This window comes from Yersinia similis (assembly GCF_001053095.1).
GTDB classification, from domain to species: Bacteria; Pseudomonadota; Gammaproteobacteria; order Enterobacterales; family Enterobacteriaceae; genus Yersinia; species Yersinia similis.
Genome location: NZ_CGBP01000001.1, coordinates 188,470 through 208,360, shown reverse-complemented (window position 1 = coordinate 208,360; position 19,891 = coordinate 188,470). Strand labels below are relative to the sequence as shown.

Here is a 19,891-nt window from a genome sequence, read left to right as displayed (position 1 = left end):
CTAACGACGTTCTACTGGCAGGCGAGCTGCCTTGTTAACATCAAACCACCAGCTATCAAACCCTAGCGAATAGGTGGGACGAACCGCTGGCATCGAGAGTTTATCCCAATAGGCGAAGCGGTTATGATTGGAATACCACATCGGGATCATCAAATAATTCCAGGTCAATACCCGGTCAAGGGCACGCCCCAGAGAGAGTAAGGCCTCTGGTTGATCCTGATGGCTAACAATCTGGGCGATTAATTGGTCGATGGCCGGATCTTTAATACCGGGTCTGTTATAGGTGGAATCAATGTAGGCTGAACTCCACAAGATTTGCAGGTCTGGGCTTGGGTAAGGGAAGGCATCGTAAACCGTTGGGATCATATCGAAATCCCGGCTGCGCAAGCGATTAATAAATTGCGAGCTGTCAACTTCGCGGATCTTCATCGTGATACCTAAACGTTGCAAATTGTGTTTGAACGGTTGTACATACTGAAAATCGCTGCCGCTGGGTAATAACAATTCAAATTCAAAAGGTTTACCGGTTTTACTATTCACCAGTTGTTGGTCTTTGACTTCCCAGCCCACCTCACTCAGTAACTCTTTGGCTTTGAGCAGGTTATCTCGCGAATAGCCGCTACCATCCGTGTGTGGTGGTTGATAAATCTGGGTGAAAACTTCCGCGGGTATTTTATCTTTCAATGGCGCGAGCCAAGCCAGTTCTGCACTGTCCGGATAACCTGTTGCCGCATATTCGGTATTTTGGAAGAAGCTATTGGCACGTTGATAGCTATTGAAATAAAAGGCTTTGTTCATCCATTCAAAATCGAAGGCCAAAGTCAGCGCCTGGCGGACGCGCCGGTCACTGAAGAGGGGCTGTTGCACATTAAATGCTAACCAGCGAGTGTTCTGTGCCGAGTTGTCGGTAATATCCTGTTTGACGATATAGTTCTTGGCGAAGTTACCCCCCGCATACTGCGTCGCCCAGCTTTTCGGTGAGGACTCCGTCCGTAAATCAAAGGCTCCGGCTTTAAAGGCTTCTAATGCGACTTTGTCGTCCAGATAATAATCATAACGGATAGTGTCAAAATTATATTGGCCCCGGTTAACCGGCAGATTGGCGGCCCAGTAATCCTTCACCCGTTCATAAGTGACATATTGGCCCATTTTGTATTTGCTGATGCGGTAAGGGCCACTGGCGACTGGGGGGGTACTGAGTGGGTCACTCAGCTTATGATCTTTCCAGAAATGTTTGGGCATCACCGGGAAACCAAGTAGGCCGAGCATTTTATCTTTGTTAGGTTCAGGAAATTCAAAACGTACCGTCAGACGGGAAATAGCGTTGACTTTAACGCCTTTATAGAACAATCGAAATTGTGGTACCCCTTCAGTCATAAATTTGTTGAAGGTGAAGGCCACATCCTCTGCAGTAATAGGGGCGCCATCATGAAAACGGGCGTGGGGGTTGATATCAACTTCAATCCAACTGAAGTCGGGAGAATAGCGCGCTGATTCTGCAATTAACGGATAGTAGCTGCCAATCTCATCGCTTGAGGTACTGAACAATGAGTCATAGAGTCTTTCCGTTCGAGCTGCAGAAGTACCACGTAATGCATATCGGTTGAAATTATCAAATGTGCCAATTGCCGACAGAGTAATATTTCCCCCCTTAGGGGCCGCTGGATTGACATAATCAAAATGGCTAAAATCTGATGAGTACTTGGGTTCGCCCAATATGGCAAAAGAAACGCCCTCTTTAATGGTTTCGGCAGCTAACCCAAAACTCATGGCCGAAAGTATCAAGGTAGCAAATAGGCGTAAAAACATATTGTTGGCAATCTCCTGCGAAGCTGCAGATAATCATTTTCTCAAATGAAATTACCAGCTTACAGGGGGGTAATGCAAACATTAAGCCAGTAAGTTTTTGTTACTCATCTTTTCATGACAGAATTTAACTAAAGCTTCAACAGACAGCGGCTTACTGAGTAAATACCCCTGCAAGTAGTTGACACCATGTTTAGCTAAATAGTGAAGTTGTTGCTCAGTCTCGACGCCTTCAGCGATAGTTTCAATATTGAGTTTTTTTGCCAGTATTAATACCGAATCTAATACCGGCGTTGTGACCGTGTTTTCGCCTATCGTGCTGATAAAACCGCGATCAATTTTAATATAATCTAAGGTAAAGCGTTCTAAATAAATCAGTGCGCTATGGCCGGTGCCAAAATCATCGACAGCGATTTGAATCCCTTGCGAATGCAGCCAGGCGAATTGCTTCAGGGCCAACTCTTTTTGCACCATACCTCGCTCAGTAATTTCGAAGACGGGGGTAAAAATATCGGTATTTAATTGCTGCAAGAGTCGTGATACGTCCTGACAAAAATCATCATCAGCAAGATGAACCGGTGAAATATTAAAGGCAAGTTTAGTGCCCGTCGGGAACAGATTTGCTATAAGAGCGGTATCTCTGATAATTAACTCAAACAAGTGCGTTGTCAGCGGCTGTATCAGGTGTTGAGTTTCTGCATAAGGAATGAAGATATCGGGCGAAATCCGCCCTTCAGTCGGGTGTTGCCAACGGATAAGGGCTTCTAAACCTGATATTGTCTGATTATGTGAGCGAAAAACCGGTTGATATTCCACGAAGAACTCACCGCGCCTAATGCCCCGTAAAATTTCAGCTTCAGCACTTTTTCTGGTGATTAAAATATAAAAAGCCAAGATACCCACCAAACCAGCAAGTAATAGGCCGCCTAGCAGGGTCATTCTAATATCGTTTTTCGTTATACTATTATGATAAATCAATATTTTAATCGGATAACCCGGTAATTTAATCTCTCTGGCGTTTAGATGAGGTAACTGGCTGATAGGTAAGACGTTAGAATCAAAAGTAGTGACGGCTAAGCCATCAATAATAATCGCTAAGCCACTCATTTCACTATCTGAATGACCCATTAATAGATAAGGATGCAAACTGAATTCCATCGTCGCCAATATTCCCGTATCTTCACGGCCGGATTGACGTAGCCATACGGCAATTGCCGGTTTATTTGGCATCATGGGGGTACCTTGCTGAATTTTAAAATCCAGTGGCTGGGATAAATTAACTTTGGGGTAGATAGTACTGACAGGTGTTTGCATTTCACCCGTTGCAGAGGAGCAATAAGCAACGCCTTCTCTGACCAATAAAAAGGCTCTGACACCATTGGTAAATGCGGCACGATAATGAAGAGTCGGGCTGGCTTGTTCGCATGATTGGGTGCTCAGTGGGATAAGCTGAGACAGGGTTGTTGTTACCTCATTAAGGAAATGAGAGGCATAGGTAATAATGTTACCACTTTGTGTTGTTAATTTATTTTCACTGCTGCGATACAGTAATGACAACGTAATAACGACAAAACAGATAAAAAAGCAGAGTGCGAGGAGGATACTCTTTTTTACCAGATGGCGTCTGGACAAAGTATTGCGGGAGAACGCACTGTTTGAACCCATGTTACGCCGTTCCTCAGTATGATTGGCAAAGTATTTATACCGCTATGACTTGATGATTACTTTATGATGTTAGCGGGATAAGTAGACTGTGCAGATTTATCTACAAAATTTATTCACTGTCTATGTGAGTAATTTCTTTCAGGCCGGCCAGTAGTCCGGGAAAGTAACTCTGATCGAGGTAAATCCCCGCGTTTAGTTCACTACCGGCTTCGATATCAGGACAAACGCGGAAATTAAATCCAACACCTTGACCATCAATGGTCGCGATAACTTCAGCATCAAGAATACCTATTCTGGGCTTAAATTTGACCGGTAGAGGTGTTGTTCCGACTAACAAAGAATCGTAAAAATCACTCAGATTTTGATGAAATATTTCAATCTCATCGGGTGTTAACTCACAAATACACTGAAGTTGAATACAAGGTACTTTAATTTCCAACCAGCAGTTAATGAGGTCAAATCTTCGATCTTCTGGTTCTTTCAAACGCTCGATAACAGTGAGTCTGAATAGCACATCATCTTCGACATAGATTTCAAACATTTAGGGACCGAATATTATCTATCGTAATGGAAATGCATGATTGTCCAGTCTTTTTCTCTAACAACCACATGCAAACGAAATTTTTCGTAAACATATTTAATTTCATTACCAACTCTTCTTTTTACCAGCTTATATATATCAGTCCGATAAATAAATTGCCCTGATATTTTTTTAGGGTCAGCTGCTCGTGTACCCTATCTGATGGCTTTTTCCATTAACTGAATGGGTACATAGCGCCCAGAGTTAAGCATATGTCTGGCTGATGTTTCAGTCATTTTTAGGTTCTTCTGTCCAGGGCGTTATGTCCTACCAATATCAAGTAAATAGGTTATTAAATAAATTAAAATTGTTAAGAAGAGCGAATTGTATTTTTATATCTCTATTTTATAAATATGTTTTTTTAAAACAAATTTTCAGTTTATTAATATCGTTAATTTTATTATATAAAGGCGAATGTTCGGCGACTCTACCGATAATGCGAGATAATTCATCAATAATGTGACACGCATTTTACACAAAAAAATCGGCGATTGCGCTTTTTGGGTAAAAAAGGACATTTCTTACAAATTGGCGGAAAAATACGCAGTGGAAGGTGATGGGGCAGAAGATGAGCCAATAAAAAACGCTGTCATAGACAGCGTTTCAACGTTTGGTTTGGTATTTTGGACAACAGGAATAAATATTAGCTAGCTGCTCGAACTGCTACTTAGCACTCGACGCCCATCACGATAACGCTTATTCCAGTAATCGTCATTTAGGTTCGATATCGTTACACCGGCACTGGTCGATGCATGAACAAATTTATCGTTACCTAAATAGATACCAACATGACGCCCTGTTGAACCTGCGCGGAATAGAACAAGATCACCCGGACGTAATTTAGTCCGCTGGACTTTCTTGCCGAGATCCTGCTGCTGAGATGTTGAGCGCGGCAAATCCATACCAAACTGTTCACGGAAAGTGGTTTGTACAAATGCGGAACAATCAATACCGCGCTTGCTGCTACCGCCTAAACGATAACGAACACCTTTCCAACCCGCATATTGTTCTAAAATCTTTGACTTGACGTCAACGTTGCGAACCATCGCTTCGAATTCATCCTGAGAGGCTTGCAGTAAAAGCCCATCTTTATCATTAACTGCACGCATCTCAGTTTGCGTATTATTTACATTCGAAGCCTGTGGTGAACTGCATGCGGATAACATTACTGCTGCTGCAACTGCAGGGAGCGCCCGCAGAATATATCTCAGAATAGGTTGAGACTTGACCATTGTTGTTGTTTTCCCTTGCTGTCCTTACGACGGATGTCGCTACCAAAAATACCAAACGAATCGAGACTATTGATTGTGAACAGAATAGACAATCATTTAACTGAATAAATGTGCATGAACGCACATTCTTTATCCAAAGCATCTTTACCAAAAAATCTCTACCACATTAAGTGCAGGATGCTGATAAAAGCGCAGAATGCTGATAGCTGAACACAAACGTTTTTGAGAGTACCGTAATGATTAATAAAAGGCGAGTGCTTTATTCCTATTTTCATCAGAAAAACTAATGTAATAGAATGTAAACTTTCACAAATAAAAATGACCGATTAATTTATCGTCGTTGATTGCGAAGAAATAAGCGCAAAAATAGAGGCTGAGACAATAAATTTAATTGTTTGCCGCAGCCTGCGATGGGCGAGGGATTAAGGATGTTTAGCGCCAGGAAGATGCTGGTTAATCCACTCAATAATCTTATCGCTTAACGGCGTCAACAATACCCAACTGATCCCTACCAAGACGATTGAGAGTGATCCTACTGCGATATCGGTAAACCAATGTGCGCCAATCATGATGCGCGGCATTGAGAATATAACCACGATCAGCAGCGCAATAGCGAACGCACTGCGGGAAAAATAGCGCAACATAAAGCAGGCAAAAATAATCAGCATCATGCCATGGTCGCCAGGGAAACTATCACTTGAGGCATCTTTCGTCGGGATGCCGGTTAATACACTGACGCGATTAATATTATCAAATGTCAGGGTGGGGCTGGGGTGTGAAACCGGCAGTAAATGGCCCAACTGATTAAGAAAAACCGCCGTTAACAGCATGACGAATCCGGTCACTATCAGGCGACGGCGGCCAGCAGGCGTTTCCTTTATGTAGAAGGAAAAATAAAGTAATCCCATACATATCAATGAAATGGCATCGAAAGCGCGATGATTGGTGATTGCCACCAGGTGCAGAAATGTTGGGCTGGACAGCAGATGCTGATTAAAATAGAAGAATATTGCTGAGTCTAACTTAAACCAGATACCGTGATTTGTGGGCAGATACCATGATAGAAACAGTATGATCCCCAGTAAATTAAGCAGCAATATTGTCGGTAAATTACGACGAGTCATGCGGTAACCTATAAATTAAAAATGTACGTAACGGAAAGAAAATAAAAAGTGGGCATATTATACCCCGTTACGTAAACGAATTTTTAATAAATCATGTTGCAATACGTTCCAATCAATATCAGTGGCGTTAATCAATTCAATGCGGCTATCCAGTGGTGGTATTTGGCGAGTGTCTATTTGTAAGTCATTACCTTGCCGGTTAACCATCAAGGTTCCTTCTGGGATGCGCATGACGCCTTTTACCCGTTCTGCGGGGTTCAATCGTACCCACTCCAGTAATGGTACGGTATCAAAAACGGTATTGGCATCAAACACCCAGCCACAGCTCAGATACCCTTGTCCCCGATTTAATGCCCGACGCCAGGGTTCTGCCCCTTTCAGGCGTAATGCGGCTAATCCTTTTGGTTGTGATGTGCCGTGATGATGCGTACCAGAAGGCAGTTCGTCTTTATTACTGTGCGGTTGGTCGAGCAGGGCCACGTCGAGTTTGCCATATTCGGTATGATACAGCGGCCGTGATAGCTGCTGCTTTTGTTGCCATTGTTGTAACATCGCATTATCGGCCGAGCGGTAAGTGTCTTGCTTGTTGGCCACAATGATATCTGCCGCCGCCAGTTGGTCACGGAAGTTTTCATTTTCGGTATAGCGGGGTTCACTCAGTTGGCGGGCATCCAGCAGACAAAGTGTCGCGCGTAGGTCAATCCAAGGCTGATAAATATCGGACGTTAATAATGACAGAATTTGTTTCGGGTGGCCTAGCCCGGTTGGCTCAATGAGCAGGCGATCTGGTTTTGCCTGCTGCAACAGCATGTTCAGGCCAACTTGCATCGGTAGCCCATTAACACAGCACATGCAGCCCCCTGGGATCTCTTTTAAGACAGCACCGCTATCAGCCAACAGAGCGCCATCAATACCAATCTCACCAAATTCATTGACCAGCACCGCCCATTTTTCATGTTCCGGCTTTTGTGCGAGTAAGTGTCGAATGGTTGTGGTTTTTCCACAACCTAAAAATCCGGTAATTAAATTGGTCTTTGTCATGCTGGATCTCCAAAATACAAAAATATTTTCATATAACTTACAAATAGCATGGCTATTTATTGCTCTTTTAATCGAAAAGGAAATAAGTCCAATTAGGCTTATTATCAATCAAAAAATCGCCAAATAGGGATGATTTCCTAGGGTAGCTAAGAAGCCAGCCTAATAGATATTTACTGCGTGAAATTATAATCCTTTCTCCGAGGAATTTGGGCGGGTTATAAACAGAATAGAGTAATAAAAAATACTCTATTACACCCATTGCACTGCTTGAAATCCTCTATCTTTAAGATGACAGCTATAAAAGTTGAGGTGACCATGAGCAACTACCGTGCATTGAGTATCGTTGTAATCATGTTTTCATGGATAATATCTTTCTCTGCCAGTAGTACGCAATCCACCCTTTCTGTCACAGGTACAATTACTTTTTCTGGGGCTATCGTTGATACCCCTTGCGATATGTCGGTATTGAACCAGACCATTACGACGAACTGTTATCGTAATGGTAAAATGATAACCAGTAGACAAACACTCACACGTAATATGCCTCTGACTGCGCGGTTGCCAGGGAGTTTAGCCACGTCCCGTTTGGAATGGTTGAATCAGCAGCGCAGCCTCGGAGTTCTAACTGTTACCTACCTCTAATATTTCTCAACATGTTCGGGCATCACGGTTTATCGAAGTGATAAACCGTGATATATCACCTGAAGTTGTTTGACCACATGATATACTGGGCGTCATTCATACACCCTTTTGGTCAGATCAATTTGGTATTTTCTACGCCAATGTCTGATGCAGGAAATTAAGGTTATGCGGTTATATCAGGAAGTGGGCAGCCAACTGCGGGAAGCGATTGTCAGTGGGCGATACTCAGTGGGCGATCGTTTACCACCGGAGCGTGATATTGCCGAAAATTTCAGTGTCAGTCGTAGTGTGGTGCGTGAAGCCCTGATTATGCTTGAGCTGGAGAAGCTGGTGGAAGTACGCAAAGGCTCCGGTGTTTACGTGGTGAATGTGCCCACGATGTCGCTTAATGGTGAGTCGGCTACGTCAATCGATAGTGGCTATGGCCCGTTTGAACTGCTACAAGCCCGGCAATTGTTAGAAAGCGAAGTAGCAGCTTTTGCCGCGATGCAAGCCACCAAAGCCGATATCATTAAAATGCGTAACGCTATTGAGCAGGGAAAAGCCGCACTGACGGCTGGCGCGATAGATGAAAGTGCTGATGAGTTGTTTCATTGTTTGTTAGCGCAATCGACTCAAAATAGTGTGCTGGCCAATATGGTTGCGCAGACTTGGCAAGTTAGGAAAGACAGTGCCATGTGGCAGGGGGCGCATAGTCATACCGCCGATTTTAGCTACCGCTGGCAATGGTTGGATGATCACCAAAAAATCTTGCAAGCCGTGCTTCGCCGCGATAGTAAAGCCGCTAAGCAGGCCATGTGGCAGCATTTGGAGAATGTAAAATTGAAGTTGCTGGATATCTCTGATGCTGATCATCCAGATTTTGATGGCTACCTGTTTGAGTCTGCACCATATCAGATTGAAGAGTAAAAGATAACGTAAAAACCAACGGTACCAATATCAACAGTACCAACGCCGACAGAACTAACATCAGCAGTACTAACGTCAACAATACCGATGAGCTGAATCGTCTTGATTCAGCTCATCGTCGTGTGTCTTAAGCTTGTTCGGCTAAGCGGCGCACTGTCTCTTTCGCGCCCAATTGTTGCAAGCTGAGATAAGCTTTGGTCACTGCCTGCACAAATGCTGGCTGTTGTGGCAGGGTTTCACCAAACAGTGCTTTCAGTGTCAGCAAACTTTGCACCCGAGCCGCACCATCTTCGCTGGCAGCAACGCATTGTTTAAAGCTATCCACCATCGGATCACGGATATCAATAATCTGACCGTTATCATCAACGCCACCCACATAGCGCATCCAACCCGCAATGCCCAAAGCCAGACAAGGATACGCATTACCCTGTTTTAAGTGCCAACGGACGGAGTCCAACATCCGTTGTGGCAATTTCTGGCTCCCATCCATGGCAATTTGCCAGGTGCGGTGTTTGAGCGCAGGATTACAGTAACGTTCAATCAACTGATCGGCATAAGCATTCAGGTCAATGCCGGTGACACGTAAAGTGGGCGCTTGCTCATTCATCATTAGGCGACGAGCCGTTAGGCGATAATTCTCGTCAGCCATACAGTCATTAATATGTTGATAACCGGCCAGATAGCCTAAATAAGAGAGATACGAATGGCTCCCGTTCAGCATCCGTAGCTTCATTTCTTCAAACGGTAATACATCATCAACCAACTGTACGCCAGCCACTTGCCAATCTGGGCGGCCTGCAACAAATTTGTCTTCGACGACCCACTGAATAAAGGGTTCGCAGGCGATCCCGCAAGAGTCTGCGACACCAAGGGTATCAGCGATTTCCTGTAGCGTTTCCGCTGTGGCTGCGGGAACGATGCGGTCAACCATGGTATTCGGGAAAGTGACATGCTGCTTAATCCAATTAGCCAGCGCTGGATCACGGACAGTGGCCAGACCGAGTACAGCGTTTTTTACCACATCACCGTTTTCCGGGATGTTGTCACAGGAAAGGACAGTAAAGGGAGGCAGCCCACGTAGACGGCGCAAGCGGAGTGCTTCTACCAACACCCCAGGCGCTGATGTTGGTGCATCAGGGATGGCCAGATCGGCACGAATAAACTCGTTTTGCAGATCCAATTGGCCGGTGCCCGGCTCAATGCAATACCCTTTCTCGGTGATGGTTAGAGATACGATTGCCACTTGTGGCTCGACCAATTTCGCCAATACTTGCATGATACCGTCTAAACGAGCATGTACTGATTCACACACTGAACCGACTACAATTGCCTGATTACCCTGCGCCCCTTTTTCCAAGACGGAAAAGAGGTGGTCCTGATTACGTAAATCTTGAATCAGCGTATCAGCACCAAAGAGGCTGACTTCACAAATACCCCAGTCACCGCCTTGCGTATTTAACACCCGGTCAGTGAGCAGTGCCTGATGGGCTCGATGAAAAGCACCAAACCCAATGTGAACAATACGGCTTTTCAGCGCCGCCCTATCATAATTGGGTTGCTGTACGGTTGAGGGAAGGGCGCTGTTGGCAATCGTGTTCATAGGTGGCTCCAGAATTATTCCCCCTGACAGTGCGGGGACTGATGGGGATTAACATAAAAGGTGGCAAATAGAAAAGTTGTTAGACCAGTTTTGTTTGGCTGATCGCTAGGTATAGAGCCATACAATGCGGACCCGTTTCTTTTGCTCGTTGCCACTAATTTAAGACACAGATAATTTATAGACACTGAAAGTATCGACTTGCAGTGTAAAGCCATATGACAGAAAATAAAATTGGTAAGTCCAATATTGATAATATTCGTGAAGTGGATCAACCAATGAGGATTTGCCTTTTGACACTGAGCGGTTAAAAAGTAAGGATAAAGCTGAGTGATATCTATTGTAAATCGGTATAACAACATTTTTAGTATCTGAGCATCGTTTACTGTGGTTAAGAAGATTACAGCAGTTAAAAAAGATTAATGCAGTTAAAAAGATGTGGTTGGATTGTTGCCTGGATCCGTTATTGGCAGAAAAAAGTTCATTATCGGCAGAGAAATGCGGCTTTAACCATTTAATGGGTTAATTTTATTATTGTTGCGTATGCAGAAGGTAAAAATAAATGGAACAAACATGGCGTTGGTATGGCCCGAATGATCCGGTGTCGTTAGATGATATCCGTCAAGCGGGTGCTACCGGAGTAGTCACGGCGTTACACCATATTCCGAATGGTGTCGTGTGGCCAGTCAGTGAGATCAAACAGCGTCAGGCCGAATTAGCGGCTAAAAACCTGGTATGGTCTGTTGTGGAAAGTGTACCTATTCATGAGGACATCAAAACTCATAGTGGTAACTATCAGCAATACATTGAAAATTACCAACAAACACTGCGTAACATTGCAGAATGCGGTATTGACACCGTGTGCTACAACTTCATGCCGATATTGGACTGGACGCGTACTGATCTGGAATATGAATTACCAGACGGTTCTAAAGCTTTGCGTTTTGACCAGATAGCTTTTGCCGCTTTTGAGCTGCATATTCTAAAACGCCCTGGTGCCGACAATGATTATACGGCGGAAGAACAAGTACAGGCGGAAGCGTATTTCAATGCGATGACTGAAGCTGATATTGCCAAGCTGACGGGCAATATTATTGCCGGTCTGCCAGGGGCTGAAGAGGGCTATACGCTGGATCAGTTCCGTGCGCGACTGGCTGAGTACGATGGTATTGATAAAGCGCAACTGCGTGAGAATATGGCTTACTTCCTACGTGCTATCATTCCGGTGGCGGAACAAGTGGGCTTGCGTATGGCGGTGCACCCAGATGATCCACCGCGTCCAATCCTTGGTTTGCCGCGTATCGTTTCAACCATTGACGATATGCAGTGGCTGAAAGAGACGGTGGATAGCATCCATAACGGTTTCACCATGTGTACTGGTTCGTATGGTGTGCGTGCTGATAACGATTTGGTGAAGATGATCGAAACCTTTGGTGATCGTATTCACTTCACGCATTTGCGTTCAACCTGCCGTGAAGGAAACCCAAAAACCTTCCATGAAGGTGGTCATCTGCAAGGTGATGTGGATATGTACTCGGTGGTAAAAGCCATTTTAACCGAAGAACAACGCCGCCAGTCACTGGGGGATATGCGTCCGATACCTATGCGTCCGGACCATGGTCATCAGATGCTGGACGATTTGCACAAGAAAACCAATCCGGGCTACTCGGCAATTGGGCGTCTGAAAGGGCTGGCAGAAGTTCGTGGGGTGGAATTGGCACTGAAACGGACATTTTTCCCCGATCTGAAGCCGTAGTTTTGCTCGATCAGTGAAGAGATAACAGTTAAGGGCCGGTTTCCGGCTCTTAACGTAGAGATACCCCAATAGATTTCAAGTTGCAGGAAGGGGGGCAGCGAGAGCAGCCAACACACCTGCAACTTGAAAGATGAAGGGGATTAGTCAGCACGGCCCATATAGCGGCGTTCAGCAATATGAATACGGATTTTTTCGCCTGGGCTGATATATTCTGGCACCTGAATCGATAAACCCGTGCTCATTATCGCAGGTTTGTTACGGGCACTGGCGGATGCGCCTTTGATGCTCGGTGCGGTATCAACAATTTCCATATCAACCGTTTGTGGCAACTCTAGCGCCAGTAATTGGCCTTCCATCGTCAGAACCTGCATCCCCGGCATACCACCTTCAGGAATAAACAGCAGTTCATCTTCGATTTGCTCTTTTTTGAAGTTGTATGGTGTGTAGTCTTCATCATCCATAAAGACGTATTCGTCACCATCAATATAAGAGAAATTGACCGCGCGGCGAGTCAGGGTGATGGTGTCGAGATTTTCATCGCCTTTAAAGCGCTCTTCAACTTTCAAACCGGTACGTACATCAGAAAAGCGCATTTTATACAGCGTACTTGCGCCACGGGCGCTTGGGCTTTGTACATCGATATCTTTCACCAACAGCAATTTGCCGTTGAGGTTGACTGCCATACCACGTTTTATTTCGTTAGCTTTTGCCATAAAAATAACCTGCCAATCGGGATTAAAGATAAGTTGCGACAAGTTACTCGCGCCGTGAGATTCAGGCAAGCAGATAGCGCGAAAAGGTGTAATAAATTCTGCACTATTGATAAACCGGCAATAGGCCGAACAGGGCTGAAATATGGGCTACCGCATTGACCAGGCCAAACAGAATAATGAAACCAATCATAAAACGGCCACCGGGAGCATGGTAACGGGCTTGTGGGAAGCGTTTACGGCTGGCTCGTGCCATTAATGCGGGCACAATAACCGCCCAAATGGTGGCGGCTAAACCCGCAAAACCAATGGCATATAAGAAGCCATTCGGGAACAGCAGGGCACCGAGAGTCGGAGGGACAAAGGTGACTAATGCTGATTTGGTTCGTCCGCTGCGGTCATCAGTAAACTTAAAGAAATCAGAAAGATAATCAAACAACCCGAGCGACACGCCAAGGAACGAACTGGCCAGCGCCATATAAGAGAAGGCATTGAGTAGCTGGCTGGTGGCCTTACTGGCGGAGACGGTGTCCATTTGTTGCAATAGACTGCCGATATTACCGCCATCGGCAATAACCTGTTTGAAGGCATCCCGGGCGATATTGCCCTGAATGGCATACTGCCAAAGGATATAAATCACCAAGGCAATCAATGTTCCATACAGCAGGCTGCGCACGACGGCTTTGCTGTCTTTGTTGTAGTACTTCACCAGACCCGGCACATTACCGTGGTAGCCAAAAGAGGTCAGCAAATAAGGCAATGCCGCCAGTGCATAAGGTAGATAGTGGGCATTGCTGTCTGTCTGATTAAACAACACAGCACGTTCCACATGGCTGAACATATCACCGACAGACATGACAAATGTGATAACCATGCCGCCGATTAATATTGTACTGAGGCGATCCACTGCGCGGGTGGATAACCACACGATAAAAGCGACCAAGAGTGCAAAGATAAAGCCTGCACTGGTCTGGCCAATTCCGGCTATATTTTGCAGCGTATGGGCGATGATCGAACCACCGGCGGAGATATAGGCGTAGGTCAGAATGTAGAGCACAAAGGTGATAGACAGCCCGTTAATCGAACTCCATGCCTTACCTAACAGGTCTTGCACCATGGTATGGAAACTGGCACCACTCGGGTAGTTCAGGTTAGCTTCCAGAATCATCAGCCCGGACACTAACATGCATGCCCACGTGTAGATCAGCAGCACCACCGAGCCGCTGAACCATACCCCGGCTGTCACGATTGGGATTGAGAACATGCCCGCACCCACTGCGGTACCTGCGACAATCATCGCGCCACCCAAAACGGAAGGCCGTGACAACGGTTGGGATAAGGCCATCGACATCTATTGCTCCTGAGATACCCGGCTGCGGGTAACTTCTTTATATTAAGTGAGAATCGTTATAGTCAATGAGAGTAACCAAATTAAGTCATCGCCGTGCAGTATTACGGTTACAGCTCTTTTGTACTAGCTGAATGGTACACCGTACCTGTGAGGCTGTAAACAGATGAATAGGCTTGTATTGATAAATAGACTTGTTTTGATAAATAGGCCAGTGATTGGCAATGAGTAAAATGCATTGTTTGATGGGGGCGGGAGGAGAGTGCTGGTAGTTTAACGCCGCGGTTGCTATTGTCCGGCCTTATTCACCTGTTATTCCCCTCTCTGCTCTTATTTTACTTGCTCACAGGAGCCTGCTGATGGACTGTCGCTCAGATTGCGGAGCCTGCTGTATTGCACCTTCGATTTCCAGCCCGATCCCCGGTATGCCATTGGGCAAACCGGCCAATACTCGTTGTATACACTTGGATGACAACATGCGTTGTGGCATTTTTTACTCACCATTGCGCCCAACGGTATGTGCCAGCTTGCAAGCGATGCGAGAGATGTGTCATCACACCCGTGAAGAGGCGTTGGTGTATTTGATTGCGCTGGAAGCGATGACTGCGCCTTAAATGCGTCTTTACCATCTGCTGATTCTCTCCGCTGTCAGCACGTGTTCCTCTGTTCCTCCTTAATCTCCCTCAGATGCTGGTATATCCAGCATCGGCAGTAATGATTGAACCTGTCAGCAAGCTGGAGGCATCAGAAGCCAAAAACTGTACCACGGAAGCAATTTCATGGGGGCTTCCTAACCGCTCCATGGGGGTCATATCGAGCCATCGTGATATCCGCCCCGGCTGGCTGGTCAACCCTTGTATCAGTGGTGTTTCTATATAAGTGGGGGCGACGGCATTGACGCGAACGCCGCGTGTTGCCCACTCTACCGCCAGAGACTTGGTCAAATGGTGTACTCCCGCCTTCGATGCATTGTAGTGACACTGCGGCTGCGGCACATTAACGATTTGGCCCGATATCGAGCCGATATTGATGATCGAACCGCGGCCAGCCTCAAGCATCCGGCGGCCAAAGCCACGACAGGTGCGGAACACGCCGGTCAAATTGACGGCGATGACCTTATCCCAGTCCGCGTCGGTCATCTCTTCAGCCGGGGTATGGGTCACAATCCCGGCATTGCAGACCAGTACGTCCAACGGAGGTAACGTAGCGGCCAGAGCATCAATCCCTGCGCTTTCGGTAACGTCCAGTACCTCAGCCCACACGTTGTAGCCCTTGGCGTTCAGCATTTGCGCGGTTGCTTCGGCACGTTCGCGTAAAATATCGGTACAGATCACTTCAGCACCGGTTGCCGCCAGCCCTTCAGCGATTGCAGCACCGATACCCTGACCCGCACCTGTCACCAGCGCCCGTTTCCCAGATAGACTCTGTTTTTCGGGATAAGACTGTTTTTCGAGATCAGGCCGCTTTTCGAGATCAGATCGCTTTTCGAGATCAGACAGCTTTTCGTTGTCATTCATCATCTTCCCCTTAAGTCAGTGGGCAGCGCAGTGGCTCACCGCGCAGTCCTCGTAAGGCCTCTTCAGAGGCCAGTTGTTGTAGTTTTTTGACCGACGCATCCGAGAAAAAAGCGGCATGGGGCGAGATAAGTAGATGGGGCGCTTTACGCAATGCCGAATCAGCCGGAAGGGGTTCTTGCTCGAATACGTCGAGTCCGGCTCCCGACAGGTGACCACGGGTCAATGCCTCAACTAAGGCTGCCTCATTCACCAGCCCGCCACGAGAGCAGTTGATCAAGATCGCGCCCTCAGGCATATGTGCGATGGCGGTGGTATCGATCAGATAGCGAGTTTCAGGCGTTAGCGGAACATGTAGCGACAGCACATGGGCTGAGGCGATGACCTTATCCTGTGGCAACGGCTCGATCCCCGCCGAACGGGCTTCTGTATCGGTGACATACGGATCGAAGCCGATGATACGGCAACCGAAAACCGCCATTCGCGTCGCATAGGCGCGGGCGATGCGGCCAAGGCCGATCACTCCTACCGTGGTGTCACGCAATGACCGCACGCCATCGACCATCTGGTCAATTTTCCACTTGCCGCTACGGATCCCTGCCTCGTAGCGCCCCAGTTTGCGTGTTAACGCCAATGTCATGGCGGCAGCGTGGTCGGCAACCTCTTCAATGCCATAATCCGGCACATTACAAATACGCATACCCAGTTTTCTGGCCGCAGGAAGATCGATGTTATCGACACCGACGCCGTATCGCACGATCACCGCACCGGGCTTCATGGCCGCCATCACCCGCTCGGTCATAGGGGCGAAGTTGTTCAACACAACATCTGCGTCCTGCACCGCACCCTGCGTTTCATCTTCAGTGCGGCATTGATAGGCGGCGAAATCGGCACCAACCGCGTTGGCCGCCGCTTGTTCATAAACGGTATTGCCGAAAGCCTGATCGGTGACGACCAATCTCATTCTTGATTCGCTCACAGCACCCCCCGTTTGGCGAGGTTACGCATCAGCGCACGGGTTCCGTAGGTCCAGGGAACGGCTTCGTCGGAGTAGACCACCGTATTGTGTAGGGTTCCCAAGAGCGGTGTTGAGATTTCAACCAGATCACCTGGCTGGTGGGTAAAGCCCGCGTTTTGTTGGGCGCGATCTTGAGTCGGAGCGAACAGGGTGCCGAGAAACAACATAAAGCCATCGGGGTACTGGTGCGATGTATTGCACGTTTGCCAGACCAGATCAGTAGGTTTACGGCTGATCTCGGCCATGTTCGAGCTACCCGACATGTTAAAGCCATCGGCACCCGTGACCGTCAGGGTTAAACTTGCGTGTTCAATGTCGTTTAGTGTGAAGTGGTCATCAAAGAGGCGAATAAATGGCCCGATAGCGCAAGAGGCATTGTTGTCTTTCGCCTTGCCCAACAGCAGCGCCGAGCGGCCTTCTATATCACGTAGATTCACATCGTTGCCAAGCGTTGCCCCACAGATATTGCTCTGGCTGTCCACGGCCAACACCACCTCGGGTTCCGAGTTGCTCCATACCGAAATGCGGTTAACACCGATCTGCGCACCATAACCGACCGCCGACATGGGTTGCGATTTAGTGAAAATCTCCGCGTCGGGACCAATGCCAACTTCGAGGTATTGCGACCACAGGCCTTCTGCGATCAAGGCGGCTTTGACCTTGGCCGCTTGATCTGAGCCAGCCTGAATATTTGATAGGCTGCTACCGATAACTGCGCCAATACGTTGGCGCAATGCATCGGCTTGGTCCGGATCACCGGCGGTACGTTCGTCGATAACCCGCTCGACCATACTTTGAGCAAAGGTCACACCGCAGGCTTTCAGTGCTTGAAAATCGCAGGGGGCCAGCAAACAAGGGCGGTTTGAGTGATAGCCCATCTCGGCGGGGGTCAGGATCAGGTCATCAATGGTGCCTAGTGGTTCGCCAGTCAACGTTGTGAAGCGTTCCGCTGGGTGGTCCTCCAGAAAATCGGCCATTGAGATGACCGCCTCGGTTATGTCGTACAAGATGTGATTACGCACGATGACAACAGATGGGCCTATACCGGGCCGCCAGACCCGACCAACAAGTTTGGCATTGGTGAGTGAAGTGGGCAGCATGGGGCATCTCCTCTTTTATGATTTCTAGTAAAACTAGATATTGGTTTGGAAGTGCTCAAAAATGTTGTTCGCACAAACAGTGGTCTATTTTTAGATACCTCATCAAAAAGCCTGTTTTAGCGGCTACACACGTTAGTTTCAGCTTTAACTTAATGATAAAAAAGGGAAAAACAAGGAATAATAAGAAGCGGCAAACCTGCGGGGTTGCTCACATTTTAATTAATTGTAACTCAATTGTTGTAAAATTGTTGTTTTTTTTGATGGAAGAATCTAGTAAAACTAGATGAGTTATGATCCGCATCGGGCTAAACCACGGGTTCAACTGCAGATGAAGGCGACGGAGACGCAACATGAATGAGTATCATGAAAAAAATAAAGCTCTCCTCAAGTCGATTGCCGCGTTAGACGGCACTTTATTTATCAATGGCGAGTTCCGCAAAGGTGCGGGGGGGCGTCTGCCAGTGGAAAACCCCGCTACCGGGGAGGTGATCGGTCATCTCGCGGCTGCCACCCCAGAGGAGATCGAAGAGGCGGTTGCTGCGGCGCGCCGCGCTTTTCCTGCCTGGGCCGCCGAACGGCCAAAGACCCGTGCGAATGCGTTGCATCGTTTGGGCGATTTGATCGCCGCCGATGCCCTGAACATGGCGCGGATCATGACAATCGAGCAGGGTAAACCGGTTAACGAAGCCCAAGGTGAAATTCTTAAGCTCGCCGAAACTTGTCATTTCTATGGCGAAGAAGCGACCCGCGTGCAAGGCGATGTTGTGCCGAATGAACCGCCGGATTTTCAAAGCCTTGTAGTGCGAGAACCGGTTGGGGTGGTGGGGGCGATTACCCCTTGGAATTACCCGGCCGAATTGGTGGGATGGAAGCTGTGCGCCAGCCTTGCCGCAGGCTGTACCCTTATTATCAAGCCTGCTGAAATAACACCCTACACGGCACTGGCCATCGCTGAAAAATGCCTTGAAGCGGGCATTCCTGCAGGTGTCGTCAATGTGTTGACGGGGAAGGGGGAGCTGGTTGGGCAGGCGCTGGTTGAACATCCTCAGGTCGATAAAATAGCCTTTACCGGTTCCAGCGCGGTCGGTTTACATATCCAGCAAAGCTGTCCGCAGGTCAAACGTTTGTCGCTCGAACTCGGCGGCAATTGTCCGATGGTGGTGACCGCCTGCGCAGATGTGGATGCCGCGGTTAAGGGGGCGGTGCGTCGTAGCTTTCGCAACTGTGGGCAGGTCTGCATTGCGATCAATCGTATTTATATCCACCGTTCATGCTATCAAGAGTTTGTGAGCAAAATGGGCGTGGCCGCTGATGGGTTGCGCTTGCGCAATGGCTTGGACGATCCGGCGGCGGACTTGGGCGCGATGGCCTCTGCGGAGCCACTGAACAAAACGTGTGCGCACCTTGAGGATGCTCTGGCAAAGGGGGCACGGTTGGTTGCTGGGGGGCGCGCGCCGGAGGGGGCGGAATATGCCAAGGGCTATTTCTTCCGTCCGACCGTGGTGGCTGACTGCACGCACCAAATGCGCGTCATGACCGAAGAGACGTTTGGCCCGCTGGTTGGTTTAGCCTCTTTTGATGATATCAATGAAGTGATTAACCTAGCCAATGATACGCCCTATGGGCTGGCGGCTTACGTCTATGCACGGGATCTGGCGGTTATTCACTGGCTGTCAGCGGCGTTGGACTACGGCAATGTGGCAATCAATAATGTCGATGCCAGCATGATGAATGCGCCCTATGGTGGGCGTAAGCAAAGTGGTTTGGGCTACGAGCATGGCCGTGAGGGGTTGCTGGAGTATTTCAATTTCAAGCACATCCGCTTGTATCACGGTATCGGGTACTAAAC

The 19,891-nt window shown here is 47.6% G+C and carries 18 protein-coding genes; 6 read left to right on the top strand and 12 right to left on the bottom strand.

The features are described 5' to 3' along the window. The 3 genes from AC971_RS00840 to AC971_RS00830 all read right to left on the bottom strand — a co-directional run bounded on the left by AC971_RS00840 (nucleotide 1) and on the right by AC971_RS00830 (nucleotide 4,012). On the bottom strand, nucleotides 1–1,809 hold the full coding sequence (locus AC971_RS00840; protein WP_025383206.1) for an extracellular solute-binding protein: 1,809 nt from the start codon (nucleotides 1,807–1,809) through the stop codon (nucleotides 1–3). Nucleotides 1,810–1,890: 81 nt separating this feature from the next. Beyond that, on the bottom strand, nucleotides 1,891–3,471 hold the full coding sequence (locus AC971_RS00835; RefSeq protein WP_071825491.1) for a cyclic di-GMP phosphodiesterase: 1,581 nt from the start codon (nucleotides 3,469–3,471) through the stop codon (nucleotides 1,891–1,893). A gap of 109 nt (nucleotides 3,472–3,580) precedes the next feature. Next, nucleotides 3,581–4,012: a WapI family immunity protein gene (locus tag AC971_RS00830; RefSeq protein ID WP_025383208.1), complete on the bottom strand. Its 432-nt coding sequence runs from the start codon at nucleotides 4,010–4,012 to the stop codon at nucleotides 3,581–3,583. Between the two features lie 498 nt (nucleotides 4,013–4,510). On the opposite strand from AC971_RS00830, the gene AC971_RS22500 reads away from it, so the two are divergent. Next, nucleotides 4,511–4,702 carry a hypothetical protein gene (locus AC971_RS22500; RefSeq protein ID WP_025383209.1) on the top strand — a complete coding sequence of 64 codons (192 nt, stop codon included), beginning with the start codon at nucleotides 4,511–4,513 and terminating at the stop codon, nucleotides 4,700–4,702. On the opposite strand, the gene mepS is transcribed toward AC971_RS22500, so the two are convergent. From mepS to AC971_RS00815, 3 genes are all read right to left on the bottom strand, one after another. Next, complete coding sequence (gene mepS / locus AC971_RS00825) at nucleotides 4,699–5,283, bottom strand: bifunctional murein DD-endopeptidase/murein LD-carboxypeptidase (RefSeq protein ID WP_025383210.1); 585 nt, start codon at nucleotides 5,281–5,283, stop codon at nucleotides 4,699–4,701. The two genes, AC971_RS22500 and mepS, sit on opposite strands and share 4 nt — an antisense overlap. A 422-nt stretch (nucleotides 5,284–5,705) precedes the next feature. Then, on the bottom strand, nucleotides 5,706–6,407 hold the full coding sequence (locus tag AC971_RS00820; protein WP_048677156.1) for a phosphatase PAP2 family protein: 702 nt from the start codon (nucleotides 6,405–6,407) through the stop codon (nucleotides 5,706–5,708). A 57-nt stretch (nucleotides 6,408–6,464) separates the two neighbouring features. Continuing rightward, nucleotides 6,465–7,448 (bottom strand): CobW family GTP-binding protein, encoded by a 984-nt coding sequence (locus AC971_RS00815; protein ID WP_025383212.1) that lies wholly within the window; start codon nucleotides 7,446–7,448, stop codon nucleotides 6,465–6,467. Nucleotides 7,449–7,763: 315 nt separating this feature from the next. Here AC971_RS00815 and AC971_RS22495 point away from each other — a divergent pair, with 315 nt between their 5' ends. Beyond that, nucleotides 7,764–8,090 (top strand): hypothetical protein, encoded by a 327-nt coding sequence (locus AC971_RS22495; RefSeq protein WP_072081229.1) that lies wholly within the window; start codon nucleotides 7,764–7,766, stop codon nucleotides 8,088–8,090. 165 nt (nucleotides 8,091–8,255) lie between these two features. Then, nucleotides 8,256–8,999 (top strand): GntR family transcriptional regulator, encoded by a 744-nt coding sequence (locus tag AC971_RS00810; protein WP_025383213.1) that lies wholly within the window; start codon nucleotides 8,256–8,258, stop codon nucleotides 8,997–8,999. A gap of 127 nt (nucleotides 9,000–9,126) precedes the next feature. Here the strand turns inward: AC971_RS00810 and AC971_RS00805 are convergent, their stop codons facing one another. Then, nucleotides 9,127–10,599, bottom strand: coding sequence for a mannitol dehydrogenase family protein (locus AC971_RS00805; RefSeq protein WP_025383214.1), 1,473 nt, complete (start codon nucleotides 10,597–10,599; stop codon nucleotides 9,127–9,129). 559 nt (nucleotides 10,600–11,158) lie between these two features. Here AC971_RS00805 and uxuA point away from each other — a divergent pair. Continuing rightward, nucleotides 11,159–12,352, top strand: coding sequence for a mannonate dehydratase (gene uxuA, locus AC971_RS00800; protein WP_025383215.1), 1,194 nt, complete (start codon nucleotides 11,159–11,161; stop codon nucleotides 12,350–12,352). A 140-nt stretch (nucleotides 12,353–12,492) separates the two neighbouring features. On the opposite strand, the gene yeiP is transcribed toward uxuA, so the two are convergent. Beyond that, nucleotides 12,493–13,065, bottom strand: a complete 573-nt coding sequence (gene yeiP / locus AC971_RS00795) for an elongation factor P-like protein YeiP (protein ID WP_002228019.1) — start codon at nucleotides 13,063–13,065, stop codon at nucleotides 12,493–12,495. 103 nt (nucleotides 13,066–13,168) lie between these two features. After that, nucleotides 13,169–14,413: a tryptophan permease gene (gene mtr, locus AC971_RS00790; RefSeq protein WP_025383216.1), complete on the bottom strand. Its 1,245-nt coding sequence runs from the start codon at nucleotides 14,411–14,413 to the stop codon at nucleotides 13,169–13,171. A gap of 356 nt (nucleotides 14,414–14,769) precedes the next feature. Between mtr and AC971_RS00785 the strand changes: the two genes are divergently transcribed. Beyond that, the gene (locus AC971_RS00785; RefSeq protein WP_025383217.1) at nucleotides 14,770–15,024 is read left to right on the top strand and encodes a YkgJ family cysteine cluster protein; all 255 of its coding nucleotides are present in this window, start codon (nucleotides 14,770–14,772) and stop codon (nucleotides 15,022–15,024) included. Nucleotides 15,025–15,093: 69 nt separating this feature from the next. Here AC971_RS00785 and AC971_RS00780 read toward each other — a convergent pair whose 3' ends face one another. Genes AC971_RS00780 through AC971_RS00770 form a run of 3 tightly spaced genes read right to left on the bottom strand, consistent with a single transcriptional unit; the run spans nucleotide 15,094 to nucleotide 18,042 of the window. Beyond that, on the bottom strand, nucleotides 15,094–15,927 hold the full coding sequence (locus AC971_RS00780; protein ID WP_374700041.1) for an SDR family NAD(P)-dependent oxidoreductase: 834 nt from the start codon (nucleotides 15,925–15,927) through the stop codon (nucleotides 15,094–15,096). A 10-nt stretch (nucleotides 15,928–15,937) separates the two neighbouring features. Beyond that, nucleotides 15,938–16,903: a C-terminal binding protein gene (locus AC971_RS00775; protein WP_025383219.1), complete on the bottom strand. Its 966-nt coding sequence runs from the start codon at nucleotides 16,901–16,903 to the stop codon at nucleotides 15,938–15,940. Continuing rightward, on the bottom strand, nucleotides 16,900–18,042 hold the full coding sequence (locus tag AC971_RS00770; protein ID WP_025383220.1) for a fumarylacetoacetate hydrolase family protein: 1,143 nt from the start codon (nucleotides 18,040–18,042) through the stop codon (nucleotides 16,900–16,902). The genes AC971_RS00775 and AC971_RS00770 overlap by 4 nt, the downstream gene beginning before the upstream one ends. 350 nt (nucleotides 18,043–18,392) lie before the next feature. On the opposite strand from AC971_RS00770, the gene AC971_RS00765 reads away from it, so the two are divergent. Continuing rightward, complete coding sequence (locus tag AC971_RS00765) at nucleotides 18,393–19,889, top strand: aldehyde dehydrogenase family protein (protein WP_025383221.1); 1,497 nt, start codon at nucleotides 18,393–18,395, stop codon at nucleotides 19,887–19,889. Nucleotides 19,890–19,891: the final 2 nt, after the last annotated feature.